General features: G+C 38.2%; 17 protein-coding genes. 7 read left to right on the forward strand and 10 right to left on the reverse strand.

Going from position 1 to position 17885, the window contains the following annotated elements; translation table 11 throughout:
• Positions 1-137 precede the first annotated feature (137 nt).
• Positions 138-458, forward strand: coding sequence for a hypothetical protein (locus IE199_RS09185; RefSeq protein ID WP_189769556.1), 321 nt, complete (start codon positions 138-140; stop codon positions 456-458).
• A 197-nt stretch (positions 459-655) separates the two neighbouring features.
• Complete coding sequence (locus IE199_RS09190; protein WP_189769558.1) at positions 656-1069, forward strand: helix-turn-helix domain-containing protein; 414 nt, start codon at positions 656-658, stop codon at positions 1067-1069.
• Positions 1070-1388: 319 nt separating this feature from the next.
• Here the strand turns inward: IE199_RS09190 and IE199_RS09195 are convergent, their stop codons facing one another.
• On the reverse strand, positions 1389-2009 hold the full coding sequence (locus IE199_RS09195; protein WP_189769559.1) for a DUF2799 domain-containing protein: 621 nt from the start codon (positions 2007-2009) through the stop codon (positions 1389-1391).
• Between the two features lie 279 nt (positions 2010-2288).
• Complete coding sequence (locus IE199_RS09200; RefSeq protein WP_189769561.1) at positions 2289-2819, reverse strand: DUF2937 family protein; 531 nt, start codon at positions 2817-2819, stop codon at positions 2289-2291.
• 106 nt (positions 2820-2925) lie between these two features.
• Between IE199_RS09200 and IE199_RS09205 the strand changes: the two genes are divergently transcribed.
• The 4 genes from IE199_RS09205 to IE199_RS09220 all read left to right on the forward strand — a co-directional run bounded on the left by IE199_RS09205 (position 2926) and on the right by IE199_RS09220 (position 7016).
• The gene (locus IE199_RS09205; RefSeq protein WP_189770566.1) at positions 2926-4713 is read left to right on the forward strand and encodes an ABCB family ABC transporter ATP-binding protein/permease; all 1788 of its coding nucleotides are present in this window, start codon (positions 2926-2928) and stop codon (positions 4711-4713) included.
• A complete protein-coding gene (locus IE199_RS09210) occupies positions 4706-5263 on the forward strand; it encodes a DUF1415 domain-containing protein (protein ID WP_189769563.1) in 558 nt (185 codons plus the stop codon). The genes IE199_RS09205 and IE199_RS09210 overlap by 8 nt, the downstream gene beginning before the upstream one ends.
• Positions 5264-5377: 114 nt before the next feature.
• Positions 5378-6166, forward strand: coding sequence for a hypothetical protein (locus IE199_RS09215; RefSeq protein WP_189769565.1), 789 nt, complete (start codon positions 5378-5380; stop codon positions 6164-6166).
• Positions 6167-6185: 19 nt separating this feature from the next.
• Positions 6186-7016 (forward strand): glucosaminidase domain-containing protein, encoded by an 831-nt coding sequence (locus tag IE199_RS09220; protein ID WP_189769567.1) that lies wholly within the window; start codon positions 6186-6188, stop codon positions 7014-7016.
• 34 nt (positions 7017-7050) lie between these two features.
• Here the strand turns inward: IE199_RS09220 and ttcA are convergent, their stop codons facing one another.
• On the reverse strand, positions 7051-7944 hold the full coding sequence (gene ttcA / locus IE199_RS09225; protein ID WP_189769568.1) for a tRNA 2-thiocytidine(32) synthetase TtcA: 894 nt from the start codon (positions 7942-7944) through the stop codon (positions 7051-7053).
• A gap of 247 nt (positions 7945-8191) precedes the next feature.
• Here ttcA and IE199_RS09230 point away from each other — a divergent pair, with 247 nt between their 5' ends.
• The gene (locus IE199_RS09230; protein ID WP_189769570.1) at positions 8192-8419 is read left to right on the forward strand and encodes a glutaredoxin family protein; all 228 of its coding nucleotides are present in this window, start codon (positions 8192-8194) and stop codon (positions 8417-8419) included.
• 74 nt (positions 8420-8493) lie between these two features.
• Here the strand turns inward: IE199_RS09230 and uspE are convergent, their stop codons facing one another.
• From uspE to rne, 7 genes are all read right to left on the reverse strand, one after another.
• Positions 8494-9423 carry a universal stress protein UspE gene (gene uspE, locus IE199_RS09235; RefSeq protein ID WP_189770568.1) on the reverse strand — a complete coding sequence of 310 codons (930 nt, stop codon included), beginning with the start codon at positions 9421-9423 and terminating at the stop codon, positions 8494-8496.
• A gap of 176 nt (positions 9424-9599) precedes the next feature.
• On the reverse strand, positions 9600-10319 hold the full coding sequence (fnr, locus tag IE199_RS09240; RefSeq protein ID WP_189769572.1) for a fumarate/nitrate reduction transcriptional regulator Fnr: 720 nt from the start codon (positions 10317-10319) through the stop codon (positions 9600-9602).
• Positions 10320-10362: 43 nt separating this feature from the next.
• Positions 10363-11031, reverse strand: a complete 669-nt coding sequence (locus IE199_RS09245) for a sulfite exporter TauE/SafE family protein (protein WP_189769574.1) — start codon at positions 11029-11031, stop codon at positions 10363-10365.
• Between the two features lie 7 nt (positions 11032-11038).
• Positions 11039-11233: a cbb3-type cytochrome oxidase assembly protein CcoS gene (gene ccoS / locus IE199_RS09250; RefSeq protein WP_189769582.1), complete on the reverse strand. Its 195-nt coding sequence runs from the start codon at positions 11231-11233 to the stop codon at positions 11039-11041.
• A 4-nt stretch (positions 11234-11237) separates the two neighbouring features.
• The gene (locus IE199_RS09255) at positions 11238-13634 is read right to left on the reverse strand and encodes a heavy metal translocating P-type ATPase (RefSeq protein WP_189769584.1); all 2397 of its coding nucleotides are present in this window, start codon (positions 13632-13634) and stop codon (positions 11238-11240) included.
• 5 nt (positions 13635-13639) lie between these two features.
• Entirely contained in the window at positions 13640-14134 is a 495-nt protein-coding gene (locus IE199_RS09260) for a FixH family protein (protein ID WP_189769586.1), read from the reverse strand.
• A 266-nt stretch (positions 14135-14400) separates the two neighbouring features.
• Positions 14401-17406 (reverse strand): ribonuclease E, encoded by a 3006-nt coding sequence (rne, locus tag IE199_RS09265; RefSeq protein ID WP_189769588.1) that lies wholly within the window; start codon positions 17404-17406, stop codon positions 14401-14403.
• Positions 17407-17885: the final 479 nt, after the last annotated feature.

Consider the following 17885-nt stretch of genomic DNA (forward strand, 5'->3'; position numbering starts at 1 on the left):
ACACAGATTTGGCTAAATCGATGCCAATTGCTTTAATTAGTGACATATGGACTCTCCTCAATTGAAGCTCTTTATCAACTTCACTATGGCACATTGATGCCGAGTGGGGAGTCCATATCATTCGTTATGTGACTATTGTGAAAATCAACATTCGGAAGTACGAAACAGATGGTCGGTTGCTAGCCGTAATCATTGAAGATAAAAATAATGATTACGATGGCTGGATGGCATTTGAGAGTCTGAAAAGTGCTGCAAACGAGATTGCATCACATAAAGCCAGCTCCAAATTATTACCGTTTGCAGAGTTTATTGAAGTTTATAATTACGGTGACACTGAAGTAACACTGCAATACTGCGCTGATACTGGTGATATAGATATTGTCAGTGACTCGAGAAATGGGATAAGCACTTTTCTTGAGCAGTTAGTTATCAGTTATGACTTTGAGCTAGTCACATAACAATGCAAATTAAAAAGTGCGGACAAAAAACAGTTGGCTTTGTTCGTTCCTCACAAATTTTAGCCAACTATTTTTAGCCGTTTATTTGCGGCGTTATATTGCCCAAATCAGCACTGTCGGCATATTGTCAGGTTCATTTCGTAGCCGTCAGTATAGTTTTTTGACATTATTATCATTCAGAGTAACGAGGATTAATCATGTTAGTTAAAAAATTAAGAGCTGAAAAAAAATGGTCACAAGAACAGCTAGCAATGTTGAGTGGACTTAGCATAAGAACCATCCAGCGTGTTGAAAGTGGTCAAAGTGCCAGTATAGAAACCCTAAAATCTCTCGCCTCTGTATTTGAGATTGATATCAATAGACTTACGGAGGAAATAACAATGATTGATAAAAAATTGGAAAACTGGGCAATGCAACCTTTGTGGTTTAGGTTTTTGTTTTTCGGTATTACATCAAGACGAAACCAGTTGTTTGCTGAATTTTCCATACTTATCTTTGGATTAATAGCTTTGTTTTATTTTGAAAATAAATTTGCGGTTGCTGGCTTATTTATAGCTTCTTATATAACAGGTTGTGCTATCAGGTACGGAGATAGTCATAATCTTTGGTAAGTGCAATATATCAAGCGCATAAAGTAACGGGACACGTAAAGCTTGCTCGATTCCTCTTTGTTTCACATGTTAGCCAACTATTACTTAGCCCTATAACGCGGCGTTACATCGACCAGTTGAACTCAAAGCACAAATGAGACTGTCAAATAGAATAAGATCTGCTAGTTGGATCTGACAGTTCAAGTTAAGATTTATTTAATTTATTCGTTGATTGTCTAATTATTTAATACAGGTGAGCGTTTAACTGACGTGACACTAATTAAGCATATCAACCATAGTAGCGGGAAACAGCGGGGCAAAGTATGCCCCGATAACGATGTTATTGATAACCAAACTGATTCACCAATTCTTGGTACTGATATTCTTGAACGGCCAGCTCATGTTTCAATTGTTCTATTTGAACTTTCCATTTAGTGATGCGTTTTTGCGCTTTTTTAAAATCTTTTAAGTAGGCTTTAGTAGCTGCGACAACATCTTCTTGCTGGTCTAATTGTTTTTCTTGTTTTTCCAATGCTTTATTCTTGTCTTTTATAGTATCATTTAATGACCAAATTTCCGATTCGATATTAGATATCTCTCGGCTAATCGCAGCGTATTTAAGGCCAATACCATAACCTTGATTAAATGCTGACTGAAGTGGTGCAGGACAAACATTATTGTTTTGGTTTTGTTGTCGACCTTCGCTAAAGCCTCTATCTTTTGTACAGAACGTGGTTAAACCGTAATCTCTGCCTTTTTCATATAATTGACGGTTTGCGTTAACACCAAATTCATTACATTGTTGAGAATACTCGCCAAACGTTGAAAGCAACTTTCCATTCTCACCGTCTTTCATTCCGATCATTTCCCAGTTTGCAGATTGGCAATCTTGAGCATCCATTGTTGAGCAACCGGTTAATAAAATGGCGGAGCTAATAAAAGCTAACGTTATCTTATTCAATTTGTTATTCCTTGTTTTTATAAAATAGTCTGACTACGTTATTTTTTCGGAGATTTTATCTTTTAATGAGATCAAATACAGTAGGGCGTGTTGATCTTTACTGTTATTTCTACTGTGTTGGTGCTTTATCATGTGGGATAGCCACACATCAAAAGAACCGCCTAGCACAAATATCCAACAAACTGCTGCAACATCAAATTTGAAAGACCAACTCGCCCTTATAAACACACATCACAGTTTGTTGAGTATAAGCAAGATGATGTGTGGTTTATTTGGACCTTACAAATTAACGTTGTGAGTTTTTTTGCTTGTCAATTGATAGCATTTTTGCCCAGTTAAAATGAACGTGCCCTTAATTAGTAAAAATAAAAAAGCAACAATTAGCCCGGTTGAAAGTGCTTCAACCGTTAATGGAATGTTTAAGGTAAACTCAGTAAGGGTTTGCTGCGCAATTTCTATATCTATTTGCTGAACGAGGAATTTAATTTGCTCTAAGTAACTTTCCTGTTTTAATCCGGTAATTTGCTCGGATAAATAATCTACGCGTTGAATAAGTTGTTCAATAATACTCGCTGAATGAACAACGGCTTGCTCAGAGTTTTGTTTAAAGCTTTCAACTAGCAAGCTTAAGTCGCCTTGGAAGTGTATATCTGCCACTGCTTGATAATGCGATAGCTGCAGTTTAGCTTCGTTGAAATGCCCGTATACCCGTTGAAAATAGTGTTGAATAAAAGCCGGTAGTTGAACACCACATATAAACATTAGTGTGAATATACAACGATCTATTAAATTACCTAAGATTGAAAGCACAAAACCTCTTTAGTGTTTGTCGATTAGAAATTAACTTATCACTTCAACTTGTATAGGTTAAGGTATGCAGTTAAAGTGCGCACCTCATCATTATAGTACTCTTACCATGAGAAGATTTAAACACGATAATCAAGATGTAGAAGGTTTTAACTGGCAAGTTGTTAAAATGTTAGTGCCTTACCTACTAGAATTTAAAGTGCGCATAGCATTAGCAATGCTGTGTTTGATTCTCACTAAAATTGCTAGCGTCTATTTGCCATTTATCTTGAAAGATATTGTAGATACCTTAGATACGCAAAAAGAAAATCAAATTTATTTAGTGCCTTTAGGGCTAGTTGCGGCATATGGTTTGGTACGTTTAACCATCGTATTGTTTGCTGAAATTCGAGATACCTTGTTTGGACGAGTCACTGAAAGGGCGATTCGACGAATTGGTTTAAAAGTGTTTAAACATTTACACCAAATGGATTTGGATTTTCACTTAAATCGACAAACTGGTGGGATTTCGCGTGATATTGACAGGGGTACTTCTGGCATTAGTTTTTTAATGCGTTTTATGGTGTTTAATATCGTACCAACCTTAATAGAAATTACCATGGTGATAGGTATCTTACTTTACAACTATGGTGTTTGGTTTGCGCTCATTACTTTATTAGCGATTGTGAGTTATATCACATATTCCGTTTATGCAACGGAATGGCGAACACGCTTTGTCCGCGCAGCAAACAAAGCCGATTCATCGAGCAATACTCGAGCCATCGACAGTTTATTAAATTATGAAACGGTAAAATATTTTACTAATGAGCAGCATGAAGCCAATGCTTATGATCAACAATTGGCGAGTTGGGAGAAGGCCAAAATTCAAAATAGGCTATCACTGTTTGCATTAAATGGTGGTCAAGCCGTTATTATTGCAATTTCAATGACTTGTATGCTTGGGCTTGCTGCATATCAGGTAACGCATAACCAAATGACGCTAGGTGATTTTGTTTTAATCAATGCCTTTATGATGCAATTGTTTATGCCATTAAACTTCTTAGGTTTTGTTTATCGTGAAATTAAGGGGTCGTTGGCCAACATAGAACAAATGTTTAGTTTGTTGGGTAAAACACCAAAGGTTGTTGACCAAGATGATGCCAAAGAACTGAATTTGCAACGAGGCGAAATTAAGTTTTCTAATGTCAGTTTTAATTACCACCCTGACAGGCCTATTCTAAAAAATGTGAGTTTAACCGTAGCCTCAGGCAACAAAGTGGCTATTGTTGGTGAAAGTGGCTCTGGTAAGTCTACGCTGGTTAAGGTTTTGTTTCGTTTTTATGATGCTCAGCAAGGGGAAATTTTAATTGACGATCAAAACATTCAATCAGTTACCCAGCACAGTTTGCGATCTCACATAGGTGTCGTACCACAAGATACTGTGTTATTTAATGACTCTTTACTTGAAAACGTTCGCTACGGCAATGTGCTTGCAAGCGATGAGCAAGTAATGAAAGCCATTGAGTTAGCGCACCTTACTGATTTTGTCGCGTCAATTCCTGATGGCATTGAGACAAAAGTAGGAGAGCGAGGATTAAAATTATCGGGCGGGGAAAAACAGCGAGTTGCGATAGCTAGGGCTATTTTAAAAAATCCAAAAATCTTAATTTTTGACGAAGCAACATCATCGCTTGATAGCCAATCTGAAAAGGCAGTGTTGTCAGCTTTTGCCGATATCGCCAAGGGTCATACAAGTATTGTAATTGCACATCGATTGTCTACCATCGTCGATGCTAACCTTATTGTCGTGATGGATAAAGGGCAAATAATTGAACAAGGCACACATAAGTCACTTTTAGAGCGCAATGGAAAATATGCGCAAATGTGGACAATTCAACAAAGTAGTCACCATGAATAAATTAAATGAACAACAAGCCATAGAGGCAACAAAGTTATGGCTAGAGAAAATCATAATTGATTTAAACTTTTGCCCATTTGCTAAAAAAGAGTTTGTAAATAATACCGTGCACTACCATGTGCATAGCTCACAAGACCTTAAAAGAGCAATAGAGGACTTTGCTAAACAGTGTCTTTATCTGTCAAATCATGCAGAAATTGAAACTACATTGTTTATTTGTAATCAAGGGTTTGACGACTTTGAAGATTATTTAGATTTACTCGATATCGCAAATGAAATGGTGTTTAGTTTAGGGTTTGAAGGCATTTTTCAACTTGCTAGCTTCCATCCTGATTATGTATTTGAGGGAGAAGATAAAAATGATGCGTCAAACTCAACTAATAGATCACCATTGCCAACCATACATATTATTCGCGAAGAGAGTATGGAGAAGGTGCTCGCTGTATATAAAAATCCAGAAAACATTCCGACAAATAATATCGCACTTGCTAGAGAAAAAGGGTCGGATTTTTTTAAAAATGTAATGAATGAGATCCTGTCTAAAGTATAAATGTTACCAAATTAGTTTTTAATAACCTGTGCTATTTCGGTATAATCGGCCCTGTTTGGCGTTATTTTAGTAGATAACGCTAAAGAGAATTTTAAAAAATTGAAAGGGCATTACGTGGAAGAACACTCTGTTATACAAGTAGGTGGTACTGTTGAAAAAGCGGTAAAGGGAGAATATCGTATTGATGTGAAAGCTGTATTGTCAGAAGGGTGGCAACTCACAAAAGCATCACGTATTTCAATCAACTTAGGTTTGATGTTTTGTATAGCACTAGGCATGTTGATCACCTTTACGGTCAGTCAATATTTTGGTGGTATCGAAGCAATTTTTAAAGATCAACAAGCTTTTACTCTGCTCAATATTGTCGTTACTTTAATCATTTATCCATTTCTCGTTGGTGTTGAAATGATGGGGGTATTTCACTCTGTAGGCATTAAAACACACCCTAAATTAGTATTTGGCTTTTTAAAAAGGGGCAGTTGGGTAGCGATTTGTGCTTTATTTGCTTCGACTCTAACCAGCATTGGGCTAAGTTTGCTAATTTTGCCAGGCGTATACCTAATTGTCGCGCTTTCGCTGGTTTTACCATTAGTTGCTGAAAAGCGCATGTCGCCAGTAAAAGCCATCATGGTTTCTCTTCAGGCGACCAGACATCAATGGTTTAGCTTGTTTGCTATTTATTTAGCGTTATTTTTCATCTTTGTGTTATGTTTTGTGCCAGTGCAGCTATTTGCTAGCAGTGGTGTGCCAATGGTTGGTGGTGTGATCACCATATTGATCTTAAGTTTTCTGGCTCCAATGTTTTACAACGTAAAAGGAATTTTATATCGCGAAATATTTGGAATGCAGCTAGCCTTAAGTAAAGGGACGTCAGGGTCGGTAGACTCGACATTTTCAGCTTAACCAGCCGTACGGAATTTTTATGAAATATATCAATAACATTGTTTTATTAATGTTGGCAGTGATATTTGCATACGCATTGATTAAGCCACTATCAGACCAATCATCATATAAACCTAAAGGAATGGAAAAGGTAGTTGATGACGGACAAGAATTACCCGAGGAAGAACAGCCTTTACATGACGTTGATCTTCCCGATTTTGCTGCGATTAGCGATATCGAACAAAAAAAGCTCGCGTTTTTTTCGTTTCTAAAACCTTCAGTTGATGCTGAAAATGCTCGTATCAAAGAAAATCGCGATACTTTGCTGTTGTGGCGTCAACAAATCAATGATGGCAAAAAGCTATCTAACAGTGATAAAAAACAGCTAGATAAACTAGCAAAAAAATACAAAGTTAAAACCTCATCAAGCGATAAAAGCAAAATTGCTGCTTTGTTAATGCGCGTAGATCAAATTCCAACGTCACTTGTGCTTGTTCAAGCTGCAAATGAATCTGCTTGGGGGACATCTCGCTTTGCTCGTATTGGCTTAAACTTTTTTGGTGTGTGGTGTTACAAAAAAGGCTGTGGCATGGTACCAAACAGCAGAACTGAAGGATTAAAACATGAAGTAGCCGCGTTTACTTCGGTTGAAAAAGCCATTGCACATTATATTAAAAATATAAATACCAACTCGGCTTATCAAGTATTTAGGCAGATTAGAAGCCAACTTAGAGAAAACGATCAACCATTAGCAGCTGACCTGCTGGCAACGGGGTTGTTACCATATTCTGAAAGAGGCACAGACTATGTGTTAGAAATATCAGAAATGCTGAGGCACAATCAAGAGTACATAAGAAAAAGCGCTGAATAAATCAGCGCTTTTTTTTTTGCAAAACTTTTATTTGCTATTGGTGGGTAACGTTAATGATTAACGACTCGTCAATATTGGTGGAAGAGACAGTTTCTTTTGAGAAGTCATATACTTGCCTAGGTTGTTCCCTATCAATTGGCAAGTTAACGAAATCAAATAAATTCACATCAGCTAATTGGCTTGGACTAACATTCATTAATGATTTAAAAATGTTATCAACACGACCAGGTGTTTGGTTATCCCATGCATTTAACATCGCTTTAATGTTTTGACGTTGCAAGTTTTCTTGAGAGCCACAAAGGTTACAAGGAATAATTGGGTATTCGCGTATTTCAGCAAAACGCTCTAAGTCTTTTTCGCGACAATAGCTCATCGGACGAATGACAATGTTGCGATTATCGTCAGCACGTAGCTTTGGTGGCATAGCTTTAAGTTTCGAACCAAAAAACATATTGAGGAACAAGGTTTCAACAATATCATCCATGTGATGGCCTAAGGCGATTTTAGTTGCGCCAATTTTTTCAGCAAACGAGTAAAGTGTGCCACGTCTTAACCTAGAGCAAAGACCACAGGTTGTTTTGCCTTCAGGAACCTTTTCTTTAACGATTGAGTACGTGTCTTTATCAACGATATAGTAGGGGATATCTAAGGATTCAAAATAAGCGGGTAAAATATGCTCAGGGAAGCCCGGCTGTTTTTGATCTAAGTTAACTGCTATCACTTCAAAATTGACTGGTGCAGATTTTTTTAAACTTAACAATATATCGAGCATGGCAAATGAATCTTTACCACCACTGATCGCCGCCATCACAACGTCACCTTCTTCAATCATATTGAAGTCAGCTATGGCTTTACCAACTTTACTGCGTAGGCGTTTTTGAAGTTTATTGGCTTCGTATAAAGCCTTGCGGTTATCTTCGCTCGTCATGTTTAATACTGCGTATGAGAAAAATGGGGCGTATTATAATGCGAAGTTTGTTGAATTGAAATAAAGCAGATAATTATTGAACTCAGTTTTTGATGCTTAACCTACCCGATGGTAATACCGGTTTGTATAAATGTTTAATTCAGTCGTGTAAGAAACAGGTGTAGCCATCTAATCTGTCTAAATGGCTTTGTTAAGTTTGAACAGTTGAGTAAAATAACTGAATTGAAAATTAGTGTTAAGGCCAACCATGAAGCGCGTTGTTTTATATGTAACCGATAAATGTCCACATTGCCGTGAAGCCAAAAAATATTTAGATGATAAAGGCATTCAATACCGACTAACCAATGCAAAAATGCAACGTGGGCGCAAAGAGCTTGACGCTATAGGCGCTCGTTCAGTACCAGTTTTAAAAATTGGTAATGAAGTCATGATTGGATGGAACGTAAAGAACTTTAACAAACTTTATAGCGCTTAAAAGTAAGTTTGTATGTTGAGTTTAGATAAAAAATAACCAGCAAAAGCTGGTTATTTTTTTTGTGTAAATGTCGCTTATTCTTGCAGTGGCGATTGGTAGCCATCTGGTTTTAACGCTAAAACATCACAATTTAGCTTATCAATAACATGTTCCGCAGTATTGCCGATTAAAGCTGCCGACAATCCTGTACGGCCAATAGTTCCTAATATGACCAGCTCAGCGTCTAACTCAGTAGATACTTGTTCGATAACATCTTCAGGTAAACCTTCCATTACATGGGTATTTTCGGGGCTGATACCAAATTTTACCGCATGTTCTTGCATCGCTTGATGATGATATTGTCGCATAGAGTCATTATATTCATTGGCGTTAAACTCTGGAATTTCTATTGCTATGTTTACCGGCGTACCAGGGTATGAATTAACTAGATGCACATTACCGTTGATTAAATTACCTAAATTAACAGCTTCTTCAGTAATGATATTGTTTAATGATTGATGTTCAGACTCATCACTGCCAACGTTAAGTGATGCTAATATATTGCCATGTGCTGGCCACTGATGATCTTTAACCAAAAGCACAGGGCAAGGGCATTTGCGTAGAATATGCCAGTCGGTAGGGGTAAATATTACAGCTTTGAGTTTGTCGTGCTCATGTGTACCTTTAATCACAATATCGTAACCATTGTGAAGTACTTGCTCTATGATGGGCTCAAAGGGTCTATTGTGCCAAACAACCTCACTGTTAATCACGATATCTGGGTGATTAATGTCGTTAATCAGTTCTTTCAACCATTCGTGTCTATCGTTAATCAAAGATTGGCGCATAGCTTCACGCTCTTCACTAGACAACATAGTGGTCATTTCATATGAAAAGTCATAAATAGACAAAAAGGCAGTTATGGTTGCTTTAGTTTTTTGAGCTAATTCAACAGCACGTTTTAGCGCCTTTTGGTTGTCGGTAGTAGGATCTATAACGGCTAGAATTTTTTGATATTTCTCCATCATTGACTCCGATTCAACTAAGGTTCAATTTTCATTATAGCGAGTATGACATTTGCCGCACTCAAAATAATTGTTTTAAATCAATGATGACATTAAATAAAAAAAAGATATTGGTCAAATTTTGTTTACAAGTACTTGGAGAATATGCAGAAAAGAACAGGGATGGGGGGAGTGTGCTATAGCGCAGCACACTCACGTAATTTTTCTAGATCTAAAATAGTGATCAGTTTACCTTCAACTTTAATTAAATCATTTTTATGAAAACGATTTAATAATCGGCTAATGGTTTCAACCGTTAGGCCAATATAGTTACCGATATCACCACGAGTCATCGACAATCTGAATTCTGTAGATGAAAGACCTCGTTCTTGATAACGCTTACTTAAGGTTGCTAAAAAGGTTGCTAAACGCTGCTCAGCGTTTTTTCTGTTTAACAGCGTAAGCATTTCTTGATCTGTTTTAATTTCAGAGCTCATCATGCGCAAAATTTGTTTCTTTAATTTTGGCATCTCGTTAGAAAGTGAATCTAATGTATTGTATGGAATTTCACAAACCATAGACGTTTCTAGGGCTTTAGCAAAACTTGGGTGCTCTGAACTGGCGATGGCATCAAACCCTAATAAGTCGCCTGGTAAGTGAAAGCCAGTAATCTGTTCTTCACCATTTTCATTCACGGTAAAGGTTTTGAAAGTGCCTGAACGAATGGCATACAGAGCTTTCATAGATTCGCCATCTTGGAAAATTTGCTCACCTTTATGGATAGGGCGTTTTCGATCAATAATTTGATCAAGAGTTTCAAGCTCCTGCTCATTTAATGAAAACGGTAAACACAATTCGCTGATACTGCAGTTTTGGCAATGTATGTGCTGCTGGGTATTGCATTGACTCTTATACATAATATCCCTGATTCCAATATGGGGTTAACAGTGGTGAATATTATTAAATCAGGAGCTGATATGCAAATTTTAGTGTAATTATTCCATAAATGATTAAGGCCATGCCAATAAGCTGGCGAACCCAGTTAATGCTTAGAATTGACTTAACTTTTGTTGCGCCAAAGGAAACGGTCAATAGGGCTGGTAAAGTACCTAAGCCGAAGGCAAACATGATCAAAAAGCCTTGTAAGGCACTACCACTGGCAATAGACCATGTTAATGTTGAATAAATTAATCCACAGGGTAGCCAGCCCCAAAGTACACCTAACCCCAAAGCTTTGTTTGCTGTATTGACAGGAATAAGATGTTTGCTTAAAGGTTGTATTTTTTGCCAAAGTGCTTTGCCAGTTGCTTCAATATAGTTAAGTAATAACAACCAGCGAGCAATATAAAGACCTAAGAGAATTAAAAAAATTCCGGCAAGTATTTTCAGTACAATAACAGGTAAACCCATTTGTTTAACAGCAAGTGAGCCGGTAAACCCCGCGATTGCACCTAGTACACTATAAGAGAAGATTCGACCAACATTATATAAAACAATAAACTTGGTTTTTTTTGTGTTGTTGGCACCAATGGCAGTTGTTAGCATGGTGGTAATACCACCACACATGCCAATACAGTGCCCAGCGCCTAGCAGACCAATAACAAAAGCTGATATAAGATCTAGCTGCATGAATAAATCAGTCTATTTTACTTTGTGATGTTTCTTTAGAGTCTTTAGCGGTTTTATTTGTTTCTTTTTCTTCAAATAAAATACTAAGTCCTTGTTTTTCTAAATCGTCAAATTGGTTGGATTTAACCGCCCAGAAAAAAAGGTAAATACCCAATGCGGTTAGTAAAATTGCGATCGGGATCAAAATATAAATTATGCTCATCAGCTTAACCCTTTTTAACTTTTAACAGTCGTAATGAGTTGGTAATAACCAATATTGAACTTAGTGACATGCCAATTACCGCCATATAAGGAGTAATGTAACCACATACAGCTAATGGTAACACAATAGCATTGTATCCAAATGCCCAACCATAATTTTGCCAAACAATTCTTTGTGTTTTCTTGGCAACATTTCTCAATAGCGAAATGGTGTTTAGGTGGTTATTAAGCAATATAACATCAGCACCATTTTTTGCGATGTCTGTACCACTTCCCATTGCAATTGATACGTGTGCAGCACCAAATACTGGCGCGTCATTGATACCATCGCCAACCATGGCGACTTTATGGTTTTGTTGCATTTGCTGAATTATCTTCATTTTTTCTTCAGCACTTAACTGACTGTGCATCACATCGAGTTGTAGTTGCTTTTGTACTTTTGTACAGCCCGCTTCATTATCACCTGATAACATCGCGGTATAAATATTTTGAGATTTTAACTCTGCAAGTAACTCGCTTGCATCTTCTCTTATGTGATCACTCAACGAAAACAGTGCACTGATTTTTCCATTGATAGTCATGACACAAGGATAGCTTGCAAATTTAGCCAAATCACTTTCTGCTACAAGCCATTTGGCGCTACCAATTTTTACTTCTTGTTGATTAATATTTCCGGTAATACCTTTGCCTGGCGTGACGACGATATTCGAGCATTTCACTGTGAAATCTCTAAAACTTGCAAATGCTTTAGCAATAGGGTGCTCAGAATGTGTTTCTAATGCTGCCGCATAAGCGAGAGCGGACTCTTTAGAAAGAGATTGCTCAAGAATTTCCACCTGATCAATCACAAAATCGCCTGTCGTTAACGTTCCCGTTTTATCAAATGCAAAAGCATTAATTTCAGGTAGTGTTTCAATTACATGACCAGACTTAACCATGATCCCAGCACGATTTAAGCGAGTAGTTCCACAGGTTAAAGCTGTTGGTGTCGCTAAAGACAGGGCACATGGACAGGTGGCAACTAGTACAGAAAGCGTGATCCAAAATGCTTCGTGTGGCAGGTGTTGCTGCCAATAAAGCGCGGTAAAAATGGAAGTTAATAAAATTAACGCGACAAAAAACTGTGCTATTTTATCAGATAATTCCGCAATTTTTGGCTTGTGAGCCTGTGACGCTTCACTGACTCTAATTAACTGACTTAAAAACGAAGCGCTTCCTGCATTTTTAACTTCAACTAATAAATTACCGTCACCGTTTACCGTCCCGGCAAATACTGTATCCCCAATTGTTTTGCTAACAGGTAATTGCTCTCCTGATAACATCGCTTCATTAATAGGGCTTTCACCTTGCGTAATAACGCCGTCAGCTGGGATGGTTTCACCTGGTTTTACGATAACGATATCGTTTGCTACTAACTTTCGAGCAACTACAAATTCTTCTTGGTCATTATCGCCAATTTTAGTTGCTGTTAACGGCATGAGTTTTAACAGGTTAGCCGAAACTTCTGCAGCGCGGTTTCTCGCTCTAAACTCAAGAAACTTGCCTATTAACAATAAGAAGGTAAACATGGAAACTGATTCAAAATACACTTCACCAGTTTGCATTATCGTTGCCCAACAGCTTGCAATAGAGGCGAGAATAATAGCGATAGATACGGGTACATCCATCGACAGTCTTCTGGCTTTAATTGCTCTAAAAGCACCAGTATAAAAAGGGAAGGCACCGTAGGTCACAATAGGCAGGGTTAACAACATACTTGTCCAACGCAGGTATACGTGTATGGTGTCGGACATATAAGTAAAGGCACCAAAATATAGGCCTACAGCAATCATCATGACTTGCATCATTAATATGCCGGATACACCTAGTCTTTTGATGAAAGTTTTACTTTGTTTTTGATTGGCTTCTTCTACATCGCTCGCTTTGAATGGCAACGCATGATATCCCACTTTATCTATAGCGATGAGGATTTCACTTAGTTTGATTTCACTATCAACCCACTTAACCGTAGCTCGCTGCGTAGTGGCATTTACATTAATTCTGACAACACCTTTTAGCTTATTAATTTGCATTTCAATAAGCCAAGCACAGGCAGCGCAGCTAATACCTTCTACCGTTAAAATAGCTTCTTTAAAATCACCTTCATGATAAGTAAATTCACTTTGTAAACTTTCTTCGTCTAACAAAGCTTGCTTCTTTAGTTGCTCTGGAACTAGCTCAACACCTTTAGGTGCGTTTTCTGTTCGATAGCGATAATAATCAGTCAGTTGATTTTCAACGATAGTCGTGGCAACGGCATGACATCCAACACAACACATAGGTTGTTCTTGTTCGTCAATTGCAACAAATAGTGAGAAGCCTTTAGGAATAGGCTCCCCACAATGGAAACATGGTTGATTCATAGCGTTTAGTTTGCTTCGATAGGTCTAGGCTTAATGTCGATAAATTCTGTTTGTGGCAAGGTGATCACATTTTGGATCTTCCAGTTGTTTTCAAATGGCGTAATCGTCATGCGCCACTTACCGTCAACATTCTGCTCAATAGTATGGCGAAAGTTACCTGAACCATCCTGGGTAAGCGCGAGATAAAAATCTTTTTCTTCAAGCGTAGGGTGGTAGAAATTAACGTTCAACAAAGGAAACTTTTTCTCAATTCCTGTTGGTTTAATCACTAATTCGCCGTCAACAAATTTAAGGCCAAATGAAATACCTAACTTTTGTGCTTGTTTAATTTTAGTGATTTCTAAATTGATGGCCTTACCTTTTTTATAGTAATCGCCAACAACTAGGTCATCTGGATCTGACAAAGCGATGAATAACGTTGTTATACCTGCAATGACGGCAGACAGAGGAAGAAAAAAAACTAGCCAAGCCCACGGCTCTTTATACCAAGGTGTTTTCATTGATTAAAACTGTAGTAGGAATTTTGCCGCGTATTATACTGTGTTATTTAACAACACTCTACGGAAAACGAATGATTTGTTACGTTAGATCAAAGTCAATCAAAACAAGATGATTCTATTAGCTTGATCTAATGATTAGCTGGTGTTATCAAAAGCGCAGCATCGCATTAAAGTTTTATTAAATAGAATTATGCCTGTTGGTTTCAGTTACTATTTTTCAGACATAAAAAAAGCCAACATAACGTTGGCTTTTTCTTTAGAAGTACTTAAGGTTTCACAGGACCTGATTGACTTCTATTTTTAACGTCTGATATTACCGCACTTCTACCTGATGCAATGACCGAAAAACGTTCTTCGTTACTTGCAAATAGCGTTGGAATATCTTTTATAGCGTCAACAGCGGCTGCTTTAGTCATCGCACTGTAGGCATGACCTTTAACCTGTTGCTTTTTAGCCGTTTTCTTTACTGCCGCTTCGGTTTTATCTTGAATTGGCGCAAGTTCACTCGGCGAATCTGTTGCTTCATCTGATACTTGTTCAGTTTCAACATCAGATTCAGCTTCCTGAGATTTTTCAGCTTGCTGTTCTTCCTCAACCACTACCAGTGACTCATTTTCAACGTGTTCGGATTCAACAGTTTCTTTTTGTTGCTCGCTAGCAATTTCAGCTGTTTCTGGCAACTCAGTTGTGCTTGGTGTCAATGTTGCTTCAGCGTCAGTATCTTGCACTTGTGCATTTTCATTGTCAGCTTTTTTCGACGGTGTTTCAGCGTCATTTTGTTCAATGTTGATGCTGTTCTGTTCTTCAGCTTTTACGTCTGTTTCTGAAACGTTGGTTTCTTGGATAGACGCATCGCTAACTTCAGTTGGCTGCGCAGGTTCAACAGGCATCGGCGTTTCTAAAGGTAAGTCTTGCTGAATTTCTTTGCGCTCAACTGCATCGTTAACTGGCTGTGCTACAACTTCAGGGTAGCGCGCTTCGACAGGATCTGATGTCAGCTCTGCTACTACTTGTTCCTCATTACCAGCTTGTTGACGTTTACGTTGACCATGAGAGCGAAGGTGACGTGGTGAACGTCTGTTACGAGGTTTCTCTTGACGAGGCTTACCTTCGACAGGCGTGTCTTGTTGAATCGCATCGTTTTCTTTAGCTTCAACCACCTTTGCTGAATTGTTTGCTGATTCAACTTTTTTAACAGAAGTTGGTTGCGTAACTTTTTCTTCAACTGGTGTTGTTGTAGCATCAGTAACTGCTTGTTGCTTGTCGTCGGTTATTCTAACTTTTTTACGGTTATTGCGGCGCTGCCTTTTTTCAGCTACTTTCTCTTCCTGTGGCTTTTGCTGTCTATTTTGAGGCTTCTTAGCCTGCTTGTTTTGATTTTCTCTTTCTTTAGTGTCGTTTGCCTCTACAGGTTTACGTTTGTCTTGACGTTTGTCATTACGCTTTTCACCTGAACGATCTTGTCTGCTTTTGTTTCTTTGATTATTGCGGTTTCTTGGACCACGACGATCAGAGTCTTTACGGCCAGATTGTTGTTGTGTGTTTTTCTTCGTTTGTTGATCTTTATCTTCAGAAGAGAATAACGAAGATATCCATCCTAGCAATGAAGCAATAAGGCCTGGTGATTTTTCTTCTTGTTTAGTTTGTTGCTTCTTAACAGCTGGTGCTTGTTTAGGTGAAGACATACCTTGCAAGAATGGCTCATCTTTTTTAGTCGCTGATTTATCAAACTTAGGCATTACTGCAATTTCTGGTGCAGATTCAGTCAATGGTGTTTGATAGCTAGCATCAGCGACACTTTCGTCTTTACGTATACGCTGAACTTCATATTGCGGCGTATCCATATTTGGATTAGGAATAATTAACACACGTACGTTGTGATGTTTTTCGATATGCATCACTGAACGGCGCTTCTCATTCAACAAATAAGTAGCAACTGGCACAGGTACTTGTGTTTGAACGTACTCAGTGTTTTCTTTAATGGCTTCTTCTTCCATTAAACGTAAAACAGAAAGCGCTAGTGATTCGATACCGCGAACATGTCCTGTACCGTTACATCTTGGACAAACATTTTGGCTAGTTTCACCAATTGAAGGGCGCAAGCGTTGGCGTGACATCTCTAATAAACCAAATCGTGAGATACGACCTAGTTGAATTCGAGCGCGGTCAGACTTCACTGCTTCACGCATGCGATTTTCTACTTCTCGCTGATGTCTTACTGGCGTCATATCGATAAAGTCGATAACCACTAAACCGCCTAAGTCGCGAAGTCTTAATTGACGCGCAATTTCATCTGCAGCTTCTAAGTTTGTATTAAAAGCGGTCTCTTCAATATCACCACCTTTAGTTGCACGAGCAGAGTTGATATCAATAGATGTCATCGCTTCCGTTGGATCGATAACAATAGAGCCGCCCGAAGGTAATCGTACTTCGCGCTGGAACGCTGATTCTATTTGAGTTTCTATCTGATAATGTGTGAATAAAGGCACATCATTGGTGTACAGTTTAACTTTGCTAGCGAAATCAGGACGCATCACTTCAATGCGCTCTTTAACACTTTGATAAGTTTTAGGGCGATCGATTAGCACTTCACCAATATCACGACGTAGGTAGTCGCGAATTGCACGTACAATAACGTTACTTTCTTGATGAATTAAGAAAGGAGCTGCTTTACTTTCTGCCGCTTCTGAAATGCGCTTCCAGTAATCAAGCAATAAGCTTAAATCCCACTCTAATTCGTCGTAATCTTTACCAACACCAGCTGTACGTACAATAAGACCCATGCCTTTTGGCAGGTCTAACTTGCTTAAAGACGCTTTTAATTCAGTGCGCTCGTCACCTTCAATACGGCGAGAAATACCACCAGCTCTTGGATTATTTGGCATTAACACTAAATAACTACCAGCTAAACTAATAAAAGTTGTTAATGCTGCACCTTTTTGGCCACGTTCTTCTTTATCAATCTGAACAATGACTTCTTGGCCTTCAGTTAACACATCTTTGATGTTAGGGCGGCCTTGAAAGGTGTAATCTTTTGGAAAGTATTCGCGAGCAATTTCTTTCATCGGTAGGAAACCGTGGCGTTCTGCACCGTAGTCGACGAAAGCTGCTTCTAATGAAGGTTCTATGCGGGTGATTTTTGCTTTGTAAATATTAGCCTTTTTTTGTTCATGACCTGGACTTTCAATATCCAAATCATAAAGTTGTTGGCCGTCAACTAGTGCTACTCTTAGCTCTTCTGACTGAGTAGCATTGATTAACATACGTTTCATAGTTTCTGTGACTCATAAAAATTTTAGTCACAGCACACCATTTGCTTAGTACATAAAGCAATCTGTCGCTATGTTAACAGCGTTTTGTCAGCCTCTCGGGTGTCAATCTTACTGCGCCATTTTTACGCAGTAAGCTGTTATTTTCATCTGATTGTTTAGCCGTAACGGCTAGTAGCCGTTACGAAAATTCATTATGTGCTCAGCAAGTGCGCTGTGCTTATTATTTTGTTTGCCCGTTAATAGCCTAAAATTATAGGTTTTTATTTAAATGATAATCGAGCAAACAAAACGTTAACTTAATATTGCTTTTTCGCGCTGGACAATTTGTTAATGTTACTGCTGACAGGTTTTTCAAGTCATTCTTAACATTAGGCCTTTCATTTTTAAGTCATTTTTTCTTTACTTAAAGTGGCCGCAAACTGCCTCTTACGATTCGCTAACAGCATGTTTTTGCGTGTTGCATGTTCAAATATAGCGCA

The sequence above is a fragment of the Thalassotalea marina genome (assembly GCF_014656435.1).
GTDB classification, from domain to species: Bacteria; Pseudomonadota; Gammaproteobacteria; order Enterobacterales; family Alteromonadaceae; genus Thalassotalea_C; species Thalassotalea_C marina.